The organism is Synechococcus sp. CCAP 1479/9 (genome assembly GCF_019038535.1).
Lineage (GTDB): Bacteria > Cyanobacteriota > Cyanobacteriia > PCC-6307 > Cyanobiaceae > Cyanobium.
This window is the reverse complement of the sequence record NZ_JAFKRK010000031.1, coordinates 1-21,308: the sequence shown is the minus strand read 5'-3', so window position 1 is coordinate 21,308 and position 21,308 is coordinate 1. Positions and strand designations below refer to the sequence as shown.

Annotated in this window: 22 protein-coding genes; 11 read left to right on the top strand and 11 right to left on the bottom strand. The window is 71.4% G+C overall.

Annotated elements, in window-relative coordinates; all coding sequences use genetic code 11:
* The first annotated feature begins 4 nt into the window (after positions 1-4).
* A complete protein-coding gene (frr, locus tag KUG38_RS13105; RefSeq protein ID WP_094587378.1) occupies positions 5-544 on the top strand; it encodes a ribosome recycling factor in 540 nt (179 codons plus the stop codon).
* Positions 541-1,680: an NAD(P)/FAD-dependent oxidoreductase gene (locus KUG38_RS13100; RefSeq protein WP_216922382.1), complete on the top strand. Its 1,140-nt coding sequence runs from the start codon at positions 541-543 to the stop codon at positions 1,678-1,680. Before frr ends, KUG38_RS13100 begins: the two co-directional genes overlap by 4 nt.
* A 49-nt stretch (positions 1,681-1,729) precedes the next feature.
* On the opposite strand, the gene KUG38_RS13095 is transcribed toward KUG38_RS13100, so the two are convergent.
* The 5 genes from KUG38_RS13095 to KUG38_RS13075 form a co-directional block, all read right to left on the bottom strand.
* Complete coding sequence (locus KUG38_RS13095; RefSeq protein ID WP_015107737.1) at positions 1,730-2,119, bottom strand: Crp/Fnr family transcriptional regulator; 390 nt, start codon at positions 2,117-2,119, stop codon at positions 1,730-1,732.
* A gap of 83 nt (positions 2,120-2,202) precedes the next feature.
* Positions 2,203-3,372 carry a transaldolase gene (locus KUG38_RS13090; protein WP_216922380.1) on the bottom strand — a complete coding sequence of 390 codons (1,170 nt, stop codon included), beginning with the start codon at positions 3,370-3,372 and terminating at the stop codon, positions 2,203-2,205.
* 97 nt (positions 3,373-3,469) lie between these two features.
* Positions 3,470-5,323 carry a peptidoglycan D,D-transpeptidase FtsI family protein gene (locus KUG38_RS13085; RefSeq protein WP_216922378.1) on the bottom strand — a complete coding sequence of 618 codons (1,854 nt, stop codon included), beginning with the start codon at positions 5,321-5,323 and terminating at the stop codon, positions 3,470-3,472.
* Positions 5,323-5,721: a hypothetical protein gene (locus KUG38_RS13080; RefSeq protein ID WP_286196019.1), complete on the bottom strand. Its 399-nt coding sequence runs from the start codon at positions 5,719-5,721 to the stop codon at positions 5,323-5,325. Before KUG38_RS13080 ends, KUG38_RS13085 begins: the two co-directional genes overlap by 1 nt.
* A gap of 111 nt (positions 5,722-5,832) precedes the next feature.
* Positions 5,833-7,251 (bottom strand): CPBP family intramembrane glutamic endopeptidase, encoded by a 1,419-nt coding sequence (locus KUG38_RS13075; RefSeq protein WP_353617817.1) that lies wholly within the window; start codon positions 7,249-7,251, stop codon positions 5,833-5,835.
* 83 nt (positions 7,252-7,334) lie between these two features.
* Between KUG38_RS13075 and KUG38_RS13070 the strand changes: the two genes are divergently transcribed.
* On the top strand, positions 7,335-8,660 hold the full coding sequence (locus KUG38_RS13070) for a histidine phosphatase family protein (protein ID WP_216922375.1): 1,326 nt from the start codon (positions 7,335-7,337) through the stop codon (positions 8,658-8,660).
* Between the two features lie 27 nt (positions 8,661-8,687).
* Positions 8,688-9,959, top strand: a complete 1,272-nt coding sequence (locus KUG38_RS13065; RefSeq protein WP_216922373.1) for an amidohydrolase family protein — start codon at positions 8,688-8,690, stop codon at positions 9,957-9,959.
* Here KUG38_RS13065 and lepB read toward each other — a convergent pair.
* Positions 9,913-10,659 carry a signal peptidase I gene (gene lepB, locus KUG38_RS13060; RefSeq protein ID WP_216922371.1) on the bottom strand — a complete coding sequence of 249 codons (747 nt, stop codon included), beginning with the start codon at positions 10,657-10,659 and terminating at the stop codon, positions 9,913-9,915. The two genes, KUG38_RS13065 and lepB, sit on opposite strands and share 47 nt — an antisense overlap.
* A 67-nt stretch (positions 10,660-10,726) precedes the next feature.
* Here lepB and KUG38_RS13055 point away from each other — a divergent pair, with 67 nt between their 5' ends.
* Positions 10,727-12,244, top strand: coding sequence for a hypothetical protein (locus KUG38_RS13055; protein ID WP_216922369.1), 1,518 nt, complete (start codon positions 10,727-10,729; stop codon positions 12,242-12,244).
* On the opposite strand, the gene KUG38_RS13050 is transcribed toward KUG38_RS13055, so the two are convergent.
* Both KUG38_RS13050 and KUG38_RS13045 read right to left on the bottom strand, forming a co-directional pair.
* A complete protein-coding gene (locus KUG38_RS13050) occupies positions 12,241-12,609 on the bottom strand; it encodes a Spx/MgsR family RNA polymerase-binding regulatory protein (protein WP_216922367.1) in 369 nt (122 codons plus the stop codon). The two genes, KUG38_RS13055 and KUG38_RS13050, sit on opposite strands and share 4 nt — an antisense overlap.
* A 5-nt stretch (positions 12,610-12,614) precedes the next feature.
* The gene (locus tag KUG38_RS13045) at positions 12,615-12,977 is read right to left on the bottom strand and encodes a 2Fe-2S iron-sulfur cluster-binding protein (RefSeq protein ID WP_094587390.1); all 363 of its coding nucleotides are present in this window, start codon (positions 12,975-12,977) and stop codon (positions 12,615-12,617) included.
* 132 nt (positions 12,978-13,109) lie between these two features.
* Here KUG38_RS13045 and KUG38_RS13040 point away from each other — a divergent pair, with 132 nt between their 5' ends.
* A complete protein-coding gene (locus tag KUG38_RS13040; RefSeq protein WP_216922365.1) occupies positions 13,110-13,796 on the top strand; it encodes a class I SAM-dependent methyltransferase in 687 nt (228 codons plus the stop codon).
* A 556-nt stretch (positions 13,797-14,352) separates the two neighbouring features.
* Here KUG38_RS13040 and KUG38_RS13035 read toward each other — a convergent pair.
* Complete coding sequence (locus KUG38_RS13035; RefSeq protein ID WP_286196017.1) at positions 14,353-14,826, bottom strand: DUF8631 domain-containing protein; 474 nt, start codon at positions 14,824-14,826, stop codon at positions 14,353-14,355.
* Positions 14,827-14,994: 168 nt separating this feature from the next.
* On the opposite strand from KUG38_RS13035, the gene KUG38_RS13030 reads away from it, so the two are divergent.
* The 4 genes from KUG38_RS13030 (at position 14,995) to KUG38_RS13015 (ending at position 19,707) form a co-directional block, all read left to right on the top strand.
* Positions 14,995-16,794, top strand: coding sequence for a proline--tRNA ligase (locus KUG38_RS13030; protein WP_216922363.1), 1,800 nt, complete (start codon positions 14,995-14,997; stop codon positions 16,792-16,794).
* Between the two features lie 25 nt (positions 16,795-16,819).
* Entirely contained in the window at positions 16,820-17,233 is a 414-nt protein-coding gene (psb27, locus tag KUG38_RS13025; protein ID WP_094587393.1) for a photosystem II protein Psb27, read from the top strand.
* A gap of 74 nt (positions 17,234-17,307) precedes the next feature.
* Positions 17,308-18,621, top strand: coding sequence for an adenylosuccinate synthase (locus tag KUG38_RS13020; protein WP_094587394.1), 1,314 nt, complete (start codon positions 17,308-17,310; stop codon positions 18,619-18,621).
* 87 nt (positions 18,622-18,708) lie between these two features.
* Complete coding sequence (locus KUG38_RS13015) at positions 18,709-19,707, top strand: adenosine kinase (protein WP_216922362.1); 999 nt, start codon at positions 18,709-18,711, stop codon at positions 19,705-19,707.
* Here KUG38_RS13015 and cutA read toward each other — a convergent pair.
* Together cutA and KUG38_RS13005 are read right to left on the bottom strand one after the other, a co-directional pair.
* A complete protein-coding gene (gene cutA, locus KUG38_RS13010) occupies positions 19,643-20,020 on the bottom strand; it encodes a divalent-cation tolerance protein CutA (RefSeq protein ID WP_216922360.1) in 378 nt (125 codons plus the stop codon). The two genes, KUG38_RS13015 and cutA, sit on opposite strands and share 65 nt — an antisense overlap.
* Positions 20,021-20,041: 21 nt before the next feature.
* Positions 20,042-20,911 carry a precorrin-6A/cobalt-precorrin-6A reductase gene (locus tag KUG38_RS13005; protein WP_216922357.1) on the bottom strand — a complete coding sequence of 290 codons (870 nt, stop codon included), beginning with the start codon at positions 20,909-20,911 and terminating at the stop codon, positions 20,042-20,044.
* Positions 20,912-20,943: 32 nt separating this feature from the next.
* Between KUG38_RS13005 and KUG38_RS13000 the strand changes: the two genes are divergently transcribed.
* On the top strand, positions 20,944-21,308 hold a 365-nt coding region (locus KUG38_RS13000), incomplete at its 3' end, for a single-stranded DNA-binding protein (protein WP_216922355.1).

The following is a 21,308-nucleotide window of genomic DNA, read 5'->3' as shown; positions in this document are numbered from 1 at the left end:
TGCCATGGATCTCGAAGCCAGCATGCGCAAGTCGGTGGAAGCCACCCAGCGCACCTTCAACACCATCCGCACCGGTCGGGCCAACCCCTCCCTGCTCGACAAGCTGACCGTCGAGTACTACGGCTCCGACACGCCGCTCAAGTCCCTGGCGACGATCTCCACCCCCGACGCCCAGACGATCCAGATTCAGCCCTTCGACAAGGGCTCGATGGCGCTGATCGAGAAGGCCATCGCCATGAGTGATCTGGGCCTCACCCCCAACAACGACGGCCGGGTGATCCGCATCAACATCCCGCCCCTCACCGAGGACCGCCGCAAGGAGCTCTGCAAGCTCGCGGCCAGGTACGCCGAGGAGGGCAAGGTGGGTCTGCGCAACCTCCGCCGTGAGGGCGTCGACAGGATCAAGAAGCAGGAGAAGGACGGTGAGCTCTCCGAGGACCAGAGCCACGACGAGCAGGAGAAGGTCCAGAAGCTGACCGATCGCTACATCGCCGAGCTGGAGAAGCACCTGGCGGAGAAGGAAGCCGACATCCTCAAGGTGTGAGCAGCCCTGCCGATGCCGACGTGATCGTCGTCGGGGCTGGCCCCGCCGGCGGCGCGGCGGCGTTCCACCTGGCCCACCGGGGCCGGCGGGTGATCCTGCTGGAGGCCCAGCCCCCGGGACGGTCCAAGCCCTGCGGCGGCGGCATGGCCGCCTCGGTGCAGCGCTGGTTCCCCTTCGATCTGGCCCCCGCCGTCGACCAGGTGATCCGCCGGGTGCGGTTCACCTGGTGCCTGGAGGATCCGGTCACGGCCGAGCTGCCCGGGGAGGCTCCGTTCTGGATCGTGCGCCGCAGCGTCCTCGACGCCTTCCTGGCGGAGCAGGCCGTCCAGGCGGGCTGCGACCTGCGCCATGGCTGCCGGGCCGAGCGGATCGAGCGCCGTGACGATGGCCTCTGGGATGTCGCCGGTCCGGGGGATCTCCAGCTGCGGGCCAGGGCCGTGGTGATCGCCGATGGGTCGGGCTCCCGCTTTGCGGCGCCCCTGGGCCTGGGGCCGGCCCGGCCCCGCTTCGCCGCCACCGTCTCGGTGGAGGTGGCGGCGGATCCCGATCCCGCCGACATGGCCCGCTTCGAGTTCGGCCTGGTGCACCACGGCTTCTGCTGGGTGTTTCCCCGCCGGGGCGGCTACAGCATCGGGGTGGGCACCTTCGTCGGCCAGCAGGAGGCGGACAGCGGGGCGGTGCTCTCCGCCCTGCTGCCCAGCCTGGGGCTGCCGGAATCGGCGGGGGAGCGGCGCCACGGCCAGCTGCGCCTCTGGAACGGCCACCACCCCCTCCATGGCCCGGGCCTGGTGGCGGTCGGAGATGCCGCCTCGCTCTGCGATCCCTTCCTGGCCGAGGGCCTGCGCCCGTCCCTGCTGAGCGGCTGCGAAGCGGCCGCGGCCCTCGACCGCTGGCTCGAGGGCGACGGCCCGGCCCTGGAGCATTACAGCCTGCGGATGCGCGAGGCCTGGGGTGATTCGATGGCCTGGGGCAAACGCATCGCCCAGGTCTTCTACCGGGTGCCGCGGGTGGGGTACCAGCTCGGCATCAAGCGGCCCACCGCGCCCCAGCGCATCGCCCAGATCCTGTCCGGGGAGATGGGCTACGGCGAGATCGCCCAGCGGGTCATCCGCCGGCTGCTGTTCCAGCGGGGCTGAGGGAGCGGCTCGGGTCGCCGTGCCAGGGCGCCGGAGGCTCCGGCGGCCCTCAGGACCGGCTGGCGCCCTTGAGGTCCCGCAGGCGCTGGTCGATGGAGCCCAGCAGCTCGATGGCGAACATGGGCGCCTCCTGGACGGCGAACAGGAACTTCTCGCGGTTCATGACCAGCAGCCGGCAGGGGGTGAGGGCCGTGGCATGGCCGTAGCGGCGGTGGTCCTGGGTGACCAGGGCCCCGGCCCCGAAGACGTCGCCGGCCTGGATGTCCTCGTGGCCGGCATCGGCGTTCCAGCTGAGCCGCACCGTCCCCTCCAGCAGGCCGAACATGCAGTCGCCGGGCTCCCCCGCCCGAAAGATGACGGAACCGGCCTCCACGTCCCTCACCTCACCCTTGTCGGCGAGGGCGCGCATGGTGTCAAGGGCGTGGACGGTGTGGGCCATGCGTGAGCTGAACGGGGATCCATCCTTGCCCATCAAGGTGAACATCCGATCAAGGACGGGGCCGCTGCCGGGCGGCCCGACCTTCAGCGGCTGATCGCCAGCGGAGCACCCAGGCCGCCGCGCACATCCTCGGGGGCGAGGCGGCCGTCATTGTCGGTGTCGAGGGCATCGAAGACGGCATCGCTGCCGAGCCATTCCTCCCGGGTGATGCAGCCGTCCCCGTCGAGATCGTTGAGCAGGAAGATCTCGTGCACCGCGTGGGTGAAGGCGGCACCGCCCTCGATCACGGCCAGGCGATGGGCCAGCTGGCCTTCCAGGGTCTCGATCGCTTTTGAGAAGCCGCGGATGCCCTCATCGAGCTTCTCGCTGGCCATGGCATCGTCCGCCATCATCGTGCGGAAGGTGGCCTCATCGACGTGGATTCTGGCTTCGCTGGCGCCCGGATGGGCGGCATCGAGGCGGCGTTCCAGCAGGCCGTCGCTCTGGCGCAGCTGGTCCATCAGGGTCGGGGAGATGGTCAGCAGGTCGCAGCCCGCCAGTTCGACGATCTCGTCGATGTTGCGGAAGCTGGCCCCCATCACCTCGGTGCCGTAGCCGTGGGTCTTGAAGTAGTTGAAGATCCGCGTCACCGAGAGCACGCCGGGATCCTCCGCCCCGGGATAGCTGTCGCGACCAGTGGATTTCTTGTACCAGTCGAGGATGCGCCCCACGAACGGCGAGATCAGGGTGATGCCCGCCTCGGCGCAGGCCACGGCCTGGGCGAAGCCGAACAGCAGGGTGAGGTTGCAGTGGATCCCCTCGCGCTCAAGCACCTCCGCCGCCTTGATCCCCTCCCAGGTGGAGGCGATCTTGATCAGCACCCGGTCGGTGCCGATGCCCGCCTGGGCGTAGAGGCCGATCAGTTTGCGGGCTTTGGTGATGGTGGCCTCGGTGTCGTAGCTGAGGCGCGCATCCACCTCGGTGGAGACCCGCCCCGGGACGATCCTGAGGATCTCCTTGCCGAAGGTGACGCTGATCTCATCGATGGCCTCGCGCACCACGTCCTCGGCGGGGGCCTCGGCACCGATCACCTCCCGGGATTCACGCAGGGAGCGGTCGATCAGGTCCTGGTAGGTGGGGATCTGGGCGGCGGCCAGGATCAGGGACGGGTTGGTGGTGGCATCCCGCGGCGTGAACTGACGGATCGCGTCGATGTCGCCGGTGTCGGCCACGACCACGGTCATGGCGGCCAGTTGTTCGAGAAGGTTGGCCATCGTGGAACGGTGTCGGGCGCGATGTCTGCTGGCTCCGACGCTAGCCATGGCCTCCTTCGGGGATGCAAGGAGGTTGTGGGAATGAGGACAGGCTGGCTCAGGAGCGGGTGGCCTTGGCGGTGACCCGGGCGGTGGGCTGGCTGGGGGGCACCTTCTCGATCACCAGCAGGGCCTCGGCGATCTGACGGGCCACCGGCAGGGCCACGGTGGAGCCATAGGCATTCCCCCCCTGGGGCTCGTCGACCACCACCAGCACCACGTAGCTGGGATCATTCGCCGGCAGGATCGCCACGAAGCTGCAGATCCGGGCCCCGGGGATGTAAACCCCGTTGCGGGCCTTCTGGGCCGTGCCCGTCTTGCCGGCGATCCGGTAGCCGGGGATCTTCATCCCCTTGCCCGAGCCGTTGTCCACCACGGTCTCCATCCAGTCGACGACGGTGCGGGTGACGGCCGGATCCAGCAGCTGGACGCCCGTGGCGGCGGTGGCGCTGGCCAGGGCATCGCCGGAGCGGAGACCGCGGGTGATGTGGGGGCTCACCAGCCGGCCGCCGTTGGCGAGCATCCCGTGCAACTGCAGCAGCTTGAGGGGGGTCAGGGAGAAGCCCTGGCCGAAGGCGGCGACCGCGGGCTCGATCGGTGCCGAGGTGAACTCGCTGCGGCTCTTCAGCTGGCCGGCCACGGCCCCGGGCAGGTCCGTGTCCGGCATCTCGTCGATGCCGAAGGCCCGCAGCCAGTGCCAGAAGCGATCGCGTTTCACATGGGACATGGCTTTCACCATGCCCACGTTGCTGGACACCTGGAGCACCGTGGGGAAGTCGATCAGGCCGTTGGCGCGGCGGTCATGGTTGAAGATCGGCCAGCCACCGATCGTCAGCTGGCCGACGTCGTTCACCTTCTCGTCGGGGCGGATGGCTTTCTCCTGCAGGGCCAGGGCCAGGTTGATGGGCTTGAAGGTGGAGCCGGGTTCGTAGAGATCCTGCACCGACCACTCGCGGAACAGGGCGGGGCTGTAGCTCCAGAACCGGTTGGGGTCGTAGGTGGGGGTGGAGGCCAGGGCCAGGATTTCGCCGTTGCGGGCATTCATCACCAGAGCCGCGCCCTGCTTGGCTCGCCACTGCTTCACCTGCTTGGTCAGCGCCTGCTGGGCCACCTGCTGCAGGCGGGCATCGAGGGTGAGCTGGAGCCGCAGGTCGTCGCCGTAGAGCGCCCCGGCCTGGAGGCCGTCGGGGAGGGGGGTGCCGTCGGCGCCGCGGCGCATGCTCAGGGTCACCTCCTGGCGGCGCAGGTCCCGGTCCCGGCTCTGCTCCAGGCCCGCCTGGGCGACCCTTTCCAGGTTGAGGAAACCCACCACATTGGCGAACAGGGACCCCTGGGGGTAGACCCGCTGGGGGTAGGCCTCCAGATCGAGGCCGCTGATGCCGAGCTCCTTGACCCGGTGGGCCGTTTCCGGATCCAGGCCGGTGGCGAGCTTGACGCCGCTGCGGCGGCTGCCGATGGTCTGCAGCAGGTCGGAGGGCGGCCTGGCCAGCACCTTGGACAGCTCCCGGACCACATCGGCGGGGGGACGGATCTGCTGGGGCTCGTCGCCGGGAAGGTTGAAGTAGCGCGGGTGGGCCCAGAGGGTGTAGCGCTCTTCGTCGAGGGCCACCAGCCGGCCCATCCGGTCGACGATGGTGCGCCGTTTGCCGATGGGGGTGACCGCATGGGTCTGGATGGCCCGGGCCCGGGCCTGGAGCTCGGAGGTCTGGACCACCTGCAGCCAGGCCAGCCGTCCCGCCAGCCCGACCAGGGCCGCGCAGAGCAGGAGATAGACCGCGAGCATGCGGCCGGCGGGGATCGGCTGGATCTCCACCACCCGACGGGTTGCGCCCCCTCTGGGGCGGCGTCCGCCCCCGGCGGCGGTCGCCGGGGGGCGGAAGCCGCCAGGCCCGGAACGGGAAGCGGGGGGCATCAGTAGCCGGCCGGCATGGCCCGCAGCTGGAAGCCGGCCAGCAGCGGCAGGGGCGCGCGGGGGCGGCTGCTGCGGGGCTCAGGCAGATGGATGAGCTTGGCGCTGCTGGTGGGCTCCAGCAGGCCGGGGCGCCGCACCAGGCTGAGGTGATGCTGCTCGAGCAGGGCGGACGATTCCTGCATGCGGTGCTCGAGGGTCTTGGAGGCTTCCAGCTTGGCGAAGCTGTAGGCCCACTGGTTCTGCCAGTGCAGGGTGAGGGCGCTCAGGCCGAGCATCGAGAATCCCAGCCCCACCAGGGCTCCGCTGCTGATCCGATGCAGTCCGGCCAGCCAAGGGGCCTGGCGTTCGATCCTGCGCGCCGAGAGGGACCCCTCGATCAGCTGCAGGGGCCTCTGCAAGGGCCTCGGTTTCGGCAGCGGATTCTGGCTGCGGGGGGCGGGAGAGGCGGCCAAGGGACCTGGAAGGCACTGCGCAAGTGAACCACCCATCAGGGACCGCAGCAAGCGCTGTCAGTCGGCGAGAAAGAGGAGATTCATGAAGGTCATCCCGTTCCAGAGGGCGTGCATCAGCACGGCGCTTCCCAGTCGGCCGCTGCGCCAGCGCAGCCAGCCCAGGCCCAGGCCGAGCACGAACAGCGGGGCCAGTTCCGAGAGGCTCAGATGGGCGATCGCGAACACGGCCGCGCTCAGCACCACCGCGCCGGCTCCACCCAGTCGCTGACCCGCCACCGGCAGCAGCACCCCCCGGAAGAGGACCTCCTCGAACAGGGGGGCCACCACCAGGGCGGTGAGGGCGAAACAGGCCAGCGCCAGGGGGTCGGCACTGGTCAGGACGAGGTCGAGCAGGGGATTGCTGCCGCCCGGGTCGACCCAGATCCTGTCGATCGCCCAGCTGGAGGCCGTCACCACCGGCAGCACCATCAACAGGCTGGCCAGGGCACCGCCGAGGGCGGACCCGGCCGGCCGCCATCTCCACTGCAGCCAGCCCCCCGCCGGAGGAGCCCCGCGCCGCGGCAGCATCAGGGCCAGCAGCAGCAGCGGGGCGGCCATCAGGGCGGCGTAGAGCACGAGCACCTCGATGCCCTGGCTGAGGGCCCTCGGGGCGGCCAGGCGCTGCAGGACGATCTGCAGTGGCGGCTGCACCACCATCGGCACCAAGACTTCGCCGAGCACCACGAAACCGCCGGCGATCAGCAGGGTCACATCGACGGGGCTCAGGGGCGGCCCCACCAGCGGGGGTGCCGCCGGAAGCCGCTGACGCCAGGCCAGCCAGCCCTGACGGAGCAGCAGGGCGGCCCCCACCAGCAGGAACAGGGCCGGCAGGGTGGTCACCGCCAGGAGCATCAGCAGCAGCCGGAGGGACCGCTCCTCGGCCGGACAGGCGCCCGGGTCCCCCGGCAGCTGTTCACAGACCAGCTGCTGCACCATCAGGGGAGCCGCCCAGGGGGCGAGGAGCTGCTGCCGCTGCTCCGCCGCCACGGGCCGTCCGTCGAGCAGCGCCTGGATCAGGGGACGGCGCACGGCGTCCACCTGGGTCGCCAGCTGCCGCAGTTCGATGGCGTCGTCCAGGGATGCCGCGGTCCCGGCGTCGCGCTCCAGCAGGGCCCGTTCGAGGCGGCGCACCGCCAGCGGCGGCTCCTCGGCGGCCTCCATCTGGCGCCGGAGTTCATCGGCCAGCTCCCGGCGCGGGTCCTCGCCGCTGAGCAGCGGCCGCAGCCCCTCTGGAACCGCTTCGGCCGCCAGGGCCGCCAGCTCCAGCTGCCGCAGGCTGAGGGAATCGACCACCGAGGGCCGCTCAAGGCTGTCGATCAGTCCGCCCACCCAGAGCAGGGCGCAGAGCGCCAGGCTGAGCAGGGCAAGGAGGCTCTTCCAGCCCGGGGGGGAGGCGGGCGGTCCGGATCGGGAAGGGGTTCCGTTCAACCGGACCACCTCGGCGGCGATGGGTGCTGATTCTCCCCTGCGCCCGGCCACGGCCCGTCCCATACGATGGCCTCGCCTGCGCCACAAGCACCTTGCCCCTTCGCATCGTGCTGGTCCGCCATGGGCTGAGCAGCTTCAACCTGGAGCACCGCATCCAGGGCCGTGACGACCTCTCCAACCTCACCGAGGAGGGGCAGCTCCAGGCCCGTCGCACGGGGGAGGCCCTGGCGGAGCTCGGCTTCACCGCCGTCTACAGCTCGCCGCTGCAGCGGGCCAGCGCCACCACGGCCGCCCTGCTGGCCAGCCACGGCTCGCCGCTGGCCCCCGTTTTCGACGACGATCTGCTGGAGATCGATCTGGCGCCCTGGAGCGGCTTGCTGCGCAGCGAGGTGCGGGCCGTGGATCCGGAGCAGGAGCGCCGCTGGCGCGAGGCCCCCGAGACCATGGAGCTGCAGCGTGCCGATGGCAGCCGTTTTCTGCCGGTGCCCGAGCTGCTGGAGCAGGCGGGCCGTTTCGCCGATCAGCTGCTGGCCCGCCACGGTGACGACGACACCGTGCTGGTGGTGGCCCACAACGCCATCCTGCGCTGCCTGGTGCTGCACCTGCTCGGCCTTCCGGCGAGCGGCTTCCTGCGGCTCAGGCTCGACAACGCCTCCATCTCGGTGCTCAACCTGGTCCGCGGCGAGGGTGGGCCGCCCTCGGTGCAGCTGGAGTCCCTCAACGGCACCGCCCACCTGGGCACGGCGCTGCCGCCGGCCGGGCCGGGGTGTCGCCTGCTGCTGGTGCGCCATGGCGAGACCGACTGGAACCGGGAGGGACGGTTCCAGGGCCAGATCGACATCCCCCTCAATGGCCACGGCCTGGCCCAGGCGGAGGCGGCGCGGGCCTTCCTGGCCCCGATCCCGCTGCAGCGCGCCTACAGCAGCGACATGGCCCGCCCCCTGCGCACCGCCGAGGTGATCCTGGGCTCCCATCCCGGCGTGCCCCTCACCACCACCCGGGGGCTGCGGGAGATCGGCCACGGCCTCTGGGAGGGCCGGCTGGAAAGCGAGATCGCCGCCGGCTGGCCCGACCTCCTCGCTGCCTGGAAGCGCACCCCCGAGACCGTGCAGATGCCCGAAGGGGAGACCATCGGTGAGGTCTGGGACCGGTCGCTGGCCGCCTGGAACCGGATCGTCGCCGGACTGGATCCCCAGGAAACGGCCCTGGTGGTGGCCCATGATGCGGTCAACAAGACCATCCTCTGCGCCCTGCTCGGCCTCTCCCCCGCCGACATCTGGGCCATCAAGCAGGGGAACGGGGGGGTGACCGTGATCGACTATCCCCGGGGGGCGACGGCGCCGCCGGTGGTCAGCGCCCTGAACCTCACGGCCCACCTGGGGGGCGTGATTGACCGCACGGCAGCCGGCGCCCTCTAGCCCGCCCACCCCTTCGAGGCCCCTGCCATGGTCCGTCAGCTGCTGATCCGCGGGGTGACTCTGCTGGAGGCCCCGGGGCGGCCGCCCCGGCGGGCCGACGTGCTCCTGGAGGACCGGGTGCTGCGGGCGATCGATCCGGAGCCGGACGTGGCTGGCGTCGCCACGTTCGACGCCGAGGGCTGCTGGCTGGGGCCGGCGCTGGTGGATCCCCACAGCGTGCTGGAGGACCCGCTGCAGGGGCGGGCCGAAACCCTGGCCAGCCTCGGGGAGGCTGCCGCCTCGGGCGGGTATGGCACCGTGGCCCTGCTGCCCTGGGCCTCCAGCTGGCGCGACCGGCCGGAACGGCTGGCCTGGAGCTGGCCGGAACCGATGCGGCTGCTCCGCTGGGGCAGCTTCAGCGTCGATGGCCTCGACCGGGACCTGGCTCCCCACGGCGACCAGCTGGCCGCCGGCGCCTGCGGCCTGGCGGCCGGGTCGGCCCTGCCGCCGCTCGATCTGCTGGAGCGCGGCCTGCGGCTCGGGGAGATGGGCGACCGGCCGGTGCTGCTGCCGCCACGGGACGGGTCCCTGGCCCGGCGGGGGTTCGTGCGGGAGCGGGTGGAGGCCCTGCGGGCGGGCTGGCCCCTCGACCCCCCCGGCAGCGAAACCCTCCCCCTCGAAACCCTGCTCACCCTGGCCGACGACCTGCCCGCCGCCGGCCTGCGGCTGATGAATGTCTCCACCGCCGAGGCGGTGGCCCGGCTGCGGCGCCATGGCCGCCCGCCGCTGGCCTCGGTGGGCTGGTGGCATCTGGTCGCCGACAGCGGCGGCCTCGATCCCGCCGATGAGGGGTGGCTGGTGGAGCCGTCCCTGGGGGGACCGGCCGACAGGAGGGCCCTGATCGATGCCCTGGCGGACGGGGTCATCAGCGCCGTCGCGGTGCACCACATCGCCCTGGATGCGGAGGAGGAGCTGCTGCCCCTCGACCAGCGCCGCCCCGGCGTAGCGGGTCACGGCCTGGTGCTGCCGCTGCTGTGGGAGGAACTGGTGGGATGCCGGGGCTGGCGGCCGGAGCAGCTCTGGCAGGCGCTCTGCTGGGGCCCCGCCCGCTTCCTGGGCCTGCCGGAGCCGGCCCTGGCCGCCGGCACGGGCCAGTGGCTGCTGTTCGATCCCCGCCGCTCCTGGCGCTGGGAGGACGCCCCCGATGGTTCCCTGGCGGCCAACCGCCCCTGCCGGGGGCGGCCGTTGCAGGGACGGGTGCTGGCCTCTGGGCTCAGCGATCCTGGGCGTTGGGTTCTGGCAGCGGACCGGCCGAGCTGAACGGGAAGAAGCGCCAGAAGGCCCGGCCGATCAGTTCGCTTTCCGGCAGCAGCGGCCCGCCCGGCCAGAAACGGGCATCCCAGCTGTTGGCCCGGTTGTCGCCCATCACCACGAGATGGCCGGGGGGCACCACCACGTCGATGGTGCGGCAGGGGCCGACCCCCTGGCGATCGACCGGGCAGTAGTTCTTGACGTAGGGCTCGTCGAGGGGACGGCCGTTGATGCTGACCCGGCCGCGGGGGTCGGCCACCACCCGCTCGCCGGGCAGGCCGATCACCCGCTTGATGTAGGCATCGCAGGCCGGCTGCTGGATCCCGGGCAGGGAGCCGATCAGGGGGAGGTTGACCAGCAGGCAGCGCAGCGCCCCCGGCTTGGTCGGCCCGGTGAGGATCGGATCGAAGTGGTACGGCGAACGGAACACCACCACCTCGCCGCGCCGGGGGGGGCGCTGGCGGAAGGACAGCTTCTCCACCAGCAGCCGGTCCTGGAGCTGCAGCCCCGGCAGCATGGAGCCGGAGGGGATGTAGCGGGCCTCCAGCAGGAACTGGCGGATGCCCAGGGCCACCGCCAGGGTGATCAGGACGCTGCGCCAGAAGGCCCAGGGGCTCTCCTCCCGCTCCTCCTGGCGACGCTGCGGCTCCGGGGGGGGCGTCGGCTCGTCGTGGGCGCCGTGGTCGGCCGGTGGATCCGAGGGGCTCAAGGGGTTCGTGCGGCAGGTTCCATGGTCGGGAGGCAGATTAGGCACGCACCCGCCCGCCGCGTCCCCGATGGCACGCCCACGCTGGCACCAGAGCCTGGCCGCGCCTTCGAGCCGGCTGGGCCGGCGCTGGGATCGCTTTGTGGCGCTCTGGGCCGCCCTGAACCTGCTCTGGGTGGCCTTCGACATCAGCTACATCCCCCTGCGCACCTTCTGGCTGCAGCGCAACCTCTACCCACTGCCGTCGGTGCCCCTGGCGGTGCCGCTCACCTTCATCCCCGACATCACCCCCTGGGTGGATCCGATCAAGGGGATCGAGCCGCACCGGGAGACCCAGGCCTACCTGCGCCAGTTCGACCGGATGGATGCGGCCCTGAGCCAGGGCCCCCCGGGGACGACCACGCCGATCCAGCGCCAGCTGCTGGCGGAGCAGGTGCGGCTCACCGTCGAGATGATCGATTCCAATCCGATGCAGGCCTCGGGTGCCTCCGGCACCCTGGAGAAGATCAAGAACCGCCTGCGCCAGCGGGCCGACCGGGACTCGGCCAAGCAGGCGGCGGCGCTGCTGCTGAGCCCCGCCTGGATCGACGCCCATCCCTGGCCCCAGGAGCGGCTGTTCTGGCGCCATCAGGTGCTGCCCCTGGTGGCCACCACCTACTGGCGTTCGATCGATGAGAACGGCCGGCCCACCGACCATTTCTGGCGCTACGACCTGCTGCTCTTCCAGAGCGTCTTCGCTCTCGACATCCTGCTGCGGGCCTACCGGCTGCGCCGCCGCCTGCCCGGTCTGAGCTGGAACCGGGCCCTGTTGCGGCGCTGGATCGACCTGCCCCTGCTGCTGCCCTTCTGGCGGCTGCTGCGGGTGGTGCCGGTGCTGGAGCGGCTCCACACCAGTGGCCTGATCAGCATCGAACCGCTGCGGGCGGTGATCAGCCGGGCGGTGGTGGCCCTGCTGGCGGTGGAGCTGTTCGAGGTGCTGGCCCTGCAGCTGATCGACGGCCTTCAGCAGCTGATCCGCTCGCGCCGCTGGCCGATGCGGATCCGGGCCCTGCGCAGCCATCAGACGGTCGTCAGCAACGACGAGCGGGAGCTGGTGGAACTGGTGCGGATCTGGGGCCCCCTGCTGCTGGTGCGGGTGGCCCCGCGCCTGGCCCCCGAGCTCCAGGGGGTGCTCGGCCATGCCCTGCAGCAGAGCCTGCAGAACGCCATCGTGCCGCCGGGCCTGCGCCAGCTCCAGCCCGTGCTGCAGGTGGAGAAGGGCCTCAGCCGCCAGCTGGCCGGCGGGATGGTGGAGAGCCTGCTCGACCTCACCCGTACCACCGGCGAGCGGCTCAGCCGCCGCGACGACCAGCAGCTGGAGCTGCTGCAGCGCTTCATCGACCGCTTCTGGGAGGAACTGGCCGATGCCCTGGAGAGCGGTCCTGCCCTGGAGCGCTCCCAGCAGCTGCTGTGCACCTTCCTCGAGGAGTTCAAGGGCAACTACCTGAGCCAGATCAGCCGGTCCGGGATCGAGGGGCTGATCGAGGAGCTCGATCAGCTGATGGTGAAGGGGGCCCAGGGGCCCCAGGAGCAGAACGACGCGACCTAGCCCAGCAGCTCCTGCCATTCCTCGGGACGGAACCCGGTGAGGATGCGGCCGGAGGTGGTGACCAGGAAGGGACGCTTGATCAGGCGCCCGTCGGCCGCCAGGGCGGCCAGGGCCGTGTCCCTGTCCATCGCCTTGACGGTGGCGGCCCCCAGGGCCCGGTAGCTCTGGCCACTGGTGTTGAACAGCCGGCCGAAACCGCCCAGCTGCTCGTGGGCCGCGGCCAGCAGGTCCAGGGACGGGGGGCAGGTGGTGATGTCGATGGCGTCGAAGGGAATCTGCCGTTCCCTCAGCCAGGCCAGGGCCTTGCGGCAGGTGCCGCAGCCGGCGTACTGATAGAGGACGGGCCCGACCTGGTCGTCGGCCATGGTGCCTACTTGCGGCCGACCAGCGCCTTGAGGGCCCCGACCAGGCTGTTGGAGCCCTTGCCCACCCCGGAGTCCGGCTTGGTGCGGATGGTCACGTCGCCGTTGACGGTGGTGCGGCAGCTGAGGCGGTAGCTCGCGGGCCGATCCGCCAGGTAGACCTCCTCCACGTCGCTGCGGGGGGAGAGGTTGCGGGCCCCCTCCACCACCTCGACGACGCAGGTGCCGCACTGGCCGAGGCCACCGCAGTTGTTGAGGTTGTTGAGGCCGGTGTAGGGATTCACGCCGGCATCAAGGGCCGCCTTGCGGAGATTGGCCCCTTCAATGCAACCAACCTGCTGGCCTTCCTTTTCGAAACGGATGGTGGGCACGGTCGATCGGGGGTGAGGGGCGCCGCCCAACTTAGGTCACACCGCGTCCGTTCGATCCCGGTTTCGTTGCCATGAGAAAGGATCGGGAGGGTCGGAAGGGGCTGCCTACGATGGACGGGTTGCCAGCAGACCTTGCTCTCCTCCGACCCCTCCCCGGCCCGGCAAGGCACCTACGACCTGGTGGTGCAGCAGCTGATCCCCGGCTACGCCAGCCTTGCCCGCCTTTCGGTGGCCCTGCTCGCCTCTTCCCCCCTGGCCTCGCGCCAGGACGCCGCCGTGCTGGTGGCGGGATGCGGCACGGGGGCCGAGCTGCTGGAGGCCGACGCCCAGCGGCCGGACTGGCAGCTCACGGCCATCGATCCCTCGGCGGAGATGCTGGCGGTGGCACGGCAGCGGCTGCAGAACCGGGGCCGGATCGAGTGGCATCACGCCACGGTGGAGCAGCTGGGGGCCGAGGCCCGCTTCGACGGTGCCCTGTCGGTGCTGGTGCTGCAGTCCCTCCCCGACGACGGCACCAAGCTGGCCTTCCTCTCCGCCCTGGCCCGCAGCCTCCGGCCCCAGGGGCAGCTGGTGCTGGTCGACCTGATGCGCCCGGAGCGCTCCCCCCTCTCGGCCCAGGTGGCGCAGGCCTGGCGCTGCTTCCAGCGGGCCAGCGGGGTGGATGGCGAGGCGGTGGATCTCACCGCCCAGATCCAGGGGTTCCATCCCATCGGCATCGCCCGGCTCACGGCCCTGGCGGAGGCCGCCGGCCTCAGCGATCCGGCGCCGTTCTTCCAGGCCCTCGACTTCCAGGGCTTTCTGCTACAGCGACGGGCCTGAAGCCACTATCCCCAGTCTCCTGCTGGCCGGGGAGAAACGGCCGGTCCGTGACCACACCGGCCAAGGGCACCAGCAGGGTCAGCAGACCCAGCAGGACGCCGCCGAGGGCACCGAAGGGTTGATCGAAGAAGAGTGCAGCCGCGGCATCGGCCCCGGTTCCGGGGGTTCTGCCGCTGCGGGTGGATCCTCCGGAAGCGGAGGGACGGGGGAGGGGCGTTCGGGGGCCCGGACTGTCCGGGTCTCCACTGGAGTCAGCGTCGCCACCATCAAGGAAGGAGCTGAGACCGGCGGGGATGGCCCCTGTCGTGGTGAGGCCCGGGAGGCTGGCCGCGGAGGCGAGGGCGGCGCTGGTTCCGCGATGGGAACGGGAACGGGACGGGGAACGGTCGGGTCGGGCGTGATCCATGCGTTCGTGCAGCGGCGTGGCCCGGTGCACTGGACGGAGAACAAAGGTGATTTGGAACGATTGTGCCACCGATCGGCACGATTGGCCCCCGGCGACGACAGAACGACAGGGTGACGTGACGCGGGAGGCCCCTACGCGGGCGGGCGGTTCTCAGGCGGCCGGCCGGGACTGGGAGTGCCTGTGCAGCTGCAGGTCGGCGGGAGGAACCTCGGCCCCGTCGAGCCGGGCGCGGATCGCCCGCAGCTCCTCCAGGATCGACGCCAGCAGCTGCTGGGTGGCGGTGGAGGGCGAGTTGAGCACCTCCACCGTCACCTCCTTGATGCGCAGCACGTCCCGGGCGAAGCGGGCCACTTCGTGGGGGTGGAAGACCAGGGGCTCCTTCTGGTCGCTGCGGTATTCGGGATTGAGCTTGCGGGGATTGAAGGGGGGGTTGAGATTGCGGGGATCGGTGTTGGTGTAGCGGTACACCGAGGCGCGGGATCGGTTCAGGGAGCGCTGAACCTCATCGATGCCGATCAGGGTTTCGGTCTCGGTGCGGGATTCACCCTGCAGGGCCAGCGGCGCGGCCGGCGAAGCGGTGGAACCGCCTGCTGGTGAGCCGACCTGTGCAGGGTGAGCAAGCATGAGACTGTCGTTGGACGCACTGGACTAACGGCCGACCTTAGCAGAGTTTTCCGTCGCGGGCCCACCGCCGTCAGGGGCAGTGTCGTTGCGGCAACTTGCTCCCGGGGCCAGCCATCCGTTTGACCGGACCGGCGGTGATAGCGTCCAGCGCCGAACCGGACTTTCTCCATGCGCGTCTCCCGCCTGATGCTGGTGACGCTTCGCGACGACCCGGCCGAAGCCGAGATCACCTCCCACAAGCTGCTGCTCCGAGCCGGCTACATGCGCCGGCTGGCGCCCGGGATCTTCGCCTACCTGCCCCTGCTCTGGCGGGTGCTCCAGAAGGTCTCCGCCATCGTCCGCGAGGAGATGGCCGCCGTGGACGCGCTCGAAACCCTGCTGCCCCAGCTGCAGCCCGCCGATCTCTGGCGCCGCAGTGGCCGCTGGGACGGCTACACCGCCGGGGAGGGGATCATGTTCCACCTGATCGATCGCCAGGAGCGGTCCCTCGGGCTCGGCCCCACCCATGAGGAGGTGGTCACCGAACTGGCGGCCGACCTGCTGCGCTCCTACCGCCAGCTGCCGGTCTGTCTGTACCAGATCCAGACCAAGTTCCGCGATGAGATCCGGCCCCGCTTCGGCCTGATGCGGGGGCGGGAATTCATCATGAAGGACGCCTATTCCTTCCATGCCGATGAGGCCTGCCTGCGGCGCACCTACGCCGCCATGGACGGGGCCTACCGACGCATCTTCGAGCGCTGCGGCCTGCGGGCCGTGGCGGTCGAGGCCGACAGCGGCGCCATCGGCGGTTCCGCCAGCCAGGAGTTCATGGTCACCGCCGAGGCCGGCGAGGACCTGATCCTGGCCAGCCCCGACGGCCGCTACGCCGCCAATCAGGAGAGGGCGGTCTCCCTGCCGGCGCCCGCCGTTCCCCTGCCGGCCGGCCCCTGCCGGACCCTGGCCACCCCGGACCAGACGAGCATCGAGGACCTCTGCACGGCCCATGGCTTCGATCCCACCCAGACGGTGAAGGTGCTGCTGCTGCTGGCCCGCTTCGCCGCCGCGCCCGCCCGCGGGGTGCAGGTGTGCCTGCGGGGCGACCAGCTGCTCAACGAGGTCAAGCTGGCCAATGCGGTGACGGCCCGTTGCCCGGACGCCGGCGCCCTGCTGGAGATCGTGCCGCTGGTCGCCGATCACCTCGACGCGCCCGTGCCCTTCGGCTTCCTGGGCCCCCACCTGCCGGACCCCCTGCTGCGCCAGGCGGACCCCCGGACCGCGTCCGCCCCCCTGCTGCGTCTTGTCGACCCCTCCGCCGCCGAGCTGGAGGCGTTCGTCTGCGGCGCCAACCGCGTTGACGAGCACCTGGTGGGGGCCCGCTGGGGCGAGCTCTGCCCGCTCCCGGAGGTGGTGGACCTGCGCGCGGCCCAGCCGGGCGAGCGCTGCCTGCACGACCCCTCCCAGCGGCTGGAGGCGGCCCGCGGCATCGAGGTCGGCCACATCTTCCAGCTGGGGCGGAAGTACTCCGAGGCCCTGGAGGCCCGCTTCACCAATGAGGCCGGCGAGGACGAAGCCCTGTGGATGGGTTGCTACGGCATCGGCGTCTCGCGCCTGGCCCAGGCCGCCGTGGAGCAGAACCACGATGCCGAGGGCATCCGCTGGCCCGTGGCGATCGCCCCCTACACGGTGATCATCGTCATCGCCAGCAGTCAGGATCCGGTCCAGGTGGCCCTGGCCGAGGAGCTCTACGGCCGCCTGCAGGGCGCCCGGATCGATGTCCTGCTGGACGACCGCCCCGAGCGGGCCGGGGTGAAGTTCAAGGACGCCGATCTGATCGGCATCCCCTGGCGGCTGGTGGTGGGCCGGGGCGCCGGTGAGCGCACGGTGGAACTGGTGGACCGCAGCGGCGGCACCGGCAAGCGGGACCTGACGGCGGACGCCGCCCTCGAGGAGCTCGTGCAGCTCCTCGGGCTCCAGGGTGCATCCCCGTAGGATTTCGCCAGACGCCGTTCCTCCCTTGGTCGCCTTCCTGCGCCGCAGCCTGCTCCGTCCCCTTCTGGCCCTCGGCCTGTGTCTCTGCCTCGGACTGAGCGGCTGCAGCCAGGCCCCCGGCGGCCTCAGCGGCAACTACGTCGATGACACCGTCAGCGTGGCCCAGACCCTGCTGACCACCATCGCCCTGCCCCAGGACGACCCCGCCCGCCAGGAGGCGGAGGTGCAGGCCCGCCAGTTGATCAACGGCTACACCGCCCTCTACCGGCCCCGCCAGGACATCCACGGCCTGGCCTCCTTCACCACCATGCAGACCGCCGTCAACGCGCTGGCGGCCCACTACGCCGGTTACGCCAACCGCCCCCTGCCCGATCCCCTGCGCAGCCGCCTGGAGAAGGAGCTCAAGAAAGCTGAAGCAACGGCGGTGCGCGGGGCCTGATTCTTTGACGTAGGGGGCCTCGATCTGAGAAGCTCTCCCCTTGTGCTTAGAAGCGGCTCCGGGCCGCTGTTTCCTTGGCCAATGTTGTCGTCATCGGTGCGCAATGGGGTGACGAAGGGAAAGGCAAGATCACCGATCTGCTGAGTCGCTCCGCCGATGTCGTGGTCCGCTATCAGGGCGGGGTCAACGCCGGGCACACCATCGTCGTCGAGGACCGGGTCCTCAAGCTGCACCTGATCCCGTCGGGGATCCTCTACCCGGACACCATCTGCCTGATCGGGTCGGGCACGGTGGTGGATCCCAAGGTCATGCTCGGCGAGATCGACACCCTGCTGGAGCTGGAGATCGATGTCTCCGGGCTGAAGCTGGCCTCCACGGCCCACGTGACGATGCCCTACCACCGCCTGCTCGACCTGGCGATGGAGCAGCGTCGCGGCGACCGCCGCATCGGCACCACCGGCCGTGGCATCGGGCCCACCTACGCCGACAAGTCCGAGCGCAACGGCATCCGGGTGATCGACCTGCTCGATGCCGACTGCCTGCGCGATCGCCTGCTGGGGCCCCTGGCCGAGAAGAACGACCTGCTCGAGAAGGTCTATGGGATCCCCGCCCTGGATCCGGAGGCGGTGATCGAGGAGTACGCCGCCTACGGCCGCCGGCTGGCCCCCCACGTGGTGGACTGCACCCGCACCATCCACGAGGCGGCCCGGGCCCGCAAGAACATCCTCTTCGAGGGTGCCCAGGGCACCCTGCTCGACCTCGACCACGGCACTTACCCCTACGTCACCTCCTCCAACCCGGTGTCGGGTGGTGCCTGCATCGGCGCCGGCGTCGGGCCCACCCTGATCGACCGGGTGATCGGCGTGGCCAAGGCCTACACCACCCGGGTGGGCGAAGGTCCGTTCCCCACCGAGCTGGAGGGCAGCCTCAACGACCACCTCTGCGACCGGGGCGGTGAGTTCGGCACCACCACCGGCCGTCGGCGCCGTTGCGGCTGGTTCGACGGGGTGATCGGCCGCTACGCGGTGCAGGTGAACGGCCTCGACTGCCTGGCGATCACCAAGCTCGATGTCCTGGATGAGCTGGACGAGATCCAGGTCTGCGTCGCCTACGAGCTCGACGGCCGCCGCATCGACTACTTCCCCAGCAGCTCCGACGAATTCGCCCGCTGCCGGCCCGTCTTCCGCAGCCTGCCCGGCTGGCAGTGCTCCACCGCCGACTGCCGCAGCCTGGAGGATCTGCCCCCCACCGCCATGGCCTACCTGCGCTTCCTGGCCGAGCTGATGGAAGTGCCGATCGCCATCGTCTCCCTCGGCGCCCAGCGCGACCAGACGATCGTCGTCGAGGATCCGATCCACGGCCCCAAGCGCGCCCTGCTCAGCGTCTGATCCGGCGGCCCCCTCCCGCGCCTCAGTCCCTCGCCTCAGTCCCTCGCCTCCCTTCCCCGGCTCTCCTCACCCCCCTCCCGGATCCCCTTGACCAGCACCGCCAAGCGCTTCGACGTGGTCGGCATCGGCAATGCCATCGTCGACGTCCTCGTCCAGGCCGACGACGCCTTCCTCGAGGCCCACGGCCTCACCAAGGGCACCATGGCCCTGGTGGATGAGGCGCAAGCCGAACGGCTCTACGCCAGCGTCGGCGCCGGCCTGGAGACCTCCGGTGGCTCGGCCGCCAACACCCTGGCGGGCATCGCCCAGCTGGGCGGCCAGGCGGGCTTCATCGGCCGGGTCCGGGACGACCAGCTCGGGGCGATCTTCGCCCACGACATCCGGGCCGTGGGGGCCAGCTTCGAGACCCCCCCGGCCGCCAGCGGTCCCTCCACCGCCCGCTGCCTGATCCTGGTCACCCCCGATGCCCAGCGCACCATGTGCACCTACCTGGGGGCGTCGGTGGGGCTGGACCCCGCCGACCTCGACCTGGAGATGGTGCGCCAGGCGAAGGTGCTGTATCTGGAGGGCTACCTCTGGGACAGCGAGGAGGCCAAGCGCGCCTTCATCGCCGCCGCCGAGGTGATGCGCGCCAGCGGCGGCGAGGTGGCCCTCTCCCTCTCGGATGCCTTCTGCGTCGAGCGCCACCGGGAGAGCTTCCTGGAGCTGGTCGACGGCCATGTCGACGTGCTGTTCGCCAACGAGATGGAGATCACCGCCCTCTACGGCGCCGACAGCTTCGAGGCGGCGGCCGACCAGGTCCGCGGCCGCTGCAAAGTGGCGGCCCTCACCCGCAGCGAGCAGGGCTCGGTGCTGCTGAGTGGCGAGACGACCCTGGCGATCGAGCCCTTCCACCTCGGTCCCCTGGTGGACACCACCGGCGCCGGTGACCTCTACGCCGCCGGCTTCCTCTACGGCCACACCCGCGGCGAGAGCCTGGAGCGCTGCGGACGGCTCGGTTCGCTCTGTGCCGGCCAGGTGGTCACCCAGCTGGGTCCCCGTCCCCAGGCCTCCCTGCCGGAGCTGGTGGCCCGCCACCTGGGCTGAGCGGCAGCTGCTCCAGCAGCCAGCGGCCGTAGGGACCGTCGCTGGCGGCCGTCCAGTGGATCCATTCGGGGGTGTCGTAGCTGTGCAGCTCCCCCAGGGCGCGGCGCAACCCCTCCAGATGGGCGGGGGTCGTCTTGAGCAGCAGCTGCACCTCCTCGCTGCGCTCCAGCCGGCCCTGCCAGCGGTAGAGCGACACCACCGGGTGCAGGCTGGCGCAGGCCACCAGGCCCCGCTCCAGCAGCTCCCGGGCCAGGGCCTCGGCCCGCTCCCGGTCGGCTTCGGTGGTGAGCACCAGGCTGAGGGGTGTGGGCATGGAGGTGGGTGGGGTCAGGAGTCAGCCACCAGATCCACTTTCGCCCAGCTGATCCAGCAGGTCCTCCAGGGGCAGGGCCTCCACCCGGGCGGGCTCCCCGGGCCGCTCCAGGAGCAGCAGGCGCAGACCCAGGGCGGCGCAGATGCGGTGCCAGCGCTCTTCGTTGGCACCCCCGGAGCGGCGGCAGAGCACGGTGTCGATCTGCCAGTGGCGGCAGAGGGCGCGCTCGATGCGGCCGTCGCCGCCGGGCCGCAGGGGGGCCAGCCGCTGCGGCGCCAGCCCGGCGGCCAGGGCCGTCGCCAGGGCGTCGCCCTGGGGCAGCAGACGCGCGTGATGCAGCACCCCCGGGGAGGCCGCCACGGCCTCGGCCAGGCGGCGGGCGCCGATGGCCAGCAGCAGCCGATCCCCCGGCCGGCAGAGGCGCCCGAGGCCGGCCAGATCGTCCAGGGACTCGGCGCCGGCGGCGTTCAGGTCGGGTCGCAGCAGCCGCAGCAGGGGCTGGGAGCGGGCCGCGCAGCCCTCGGCCAGGGCGGCGCTGATGCGGGTGGCGAAGGGGTGGGTCGCATCGATCACCCAGGTGTAGGGGGCACCCCGGAGTCCGGCGTCGGCCAGTTCGGCGGCGATTCCGGCCGCAGGCCCGTCGGTCCCCCCGATCGCCCCCACCGCCAGCTCCTGGCGGGGATGGGCGCCATAGGCCAGGGCGGCGGCCCGGCTCACCAGCGAGACCTTCACCCGCCAGCCCCTGGCCAGGAGCTCCCGGGCCAGGGGCGGCCCTTCCCCCGTGCCGGCCACCAGCCAGATCCGGCCGCCACCATCGCCGCCCTCGCCGCTCCCCTCGCAGCCGCCGGCACGACCGGGCGGATCGGCCTGGATCCCGTGGGGCGGATGCATCAGGATGGGTCCTCCCATCCGTTGGTCCGGGCGTGAATCACTGCTTGCTGGAGGTGGAGGTCCTGGAGGCGCCCCAGGTGCGATACACCCAGGACAACCAGACGCCGGTGGCCGAAATGGCCGTCCAGATCGAGGGTCTGCGGCCCGATGATCCCCCGGGCCAGCTGAAGGTGGTGGGCTGGGGGAACCTGGCCCAGGATCTCCAGAACAGGGTGCAGGTGGGCCAGCGCTTCGTGCTCGAGGGCCGGTTGCGCATGAACACCGTCACCCGCCAGGACGGGGTCAAGGAGAAGCGGGCCGAGTTCACCCTGGCACGTCTCCATCCCCTCAGCCCCGGCACCGGCGGCGCCCCGTCATCGGCTGCGGAGCCGGCCCGCAGCCCGGCCCCCCTGCCGCC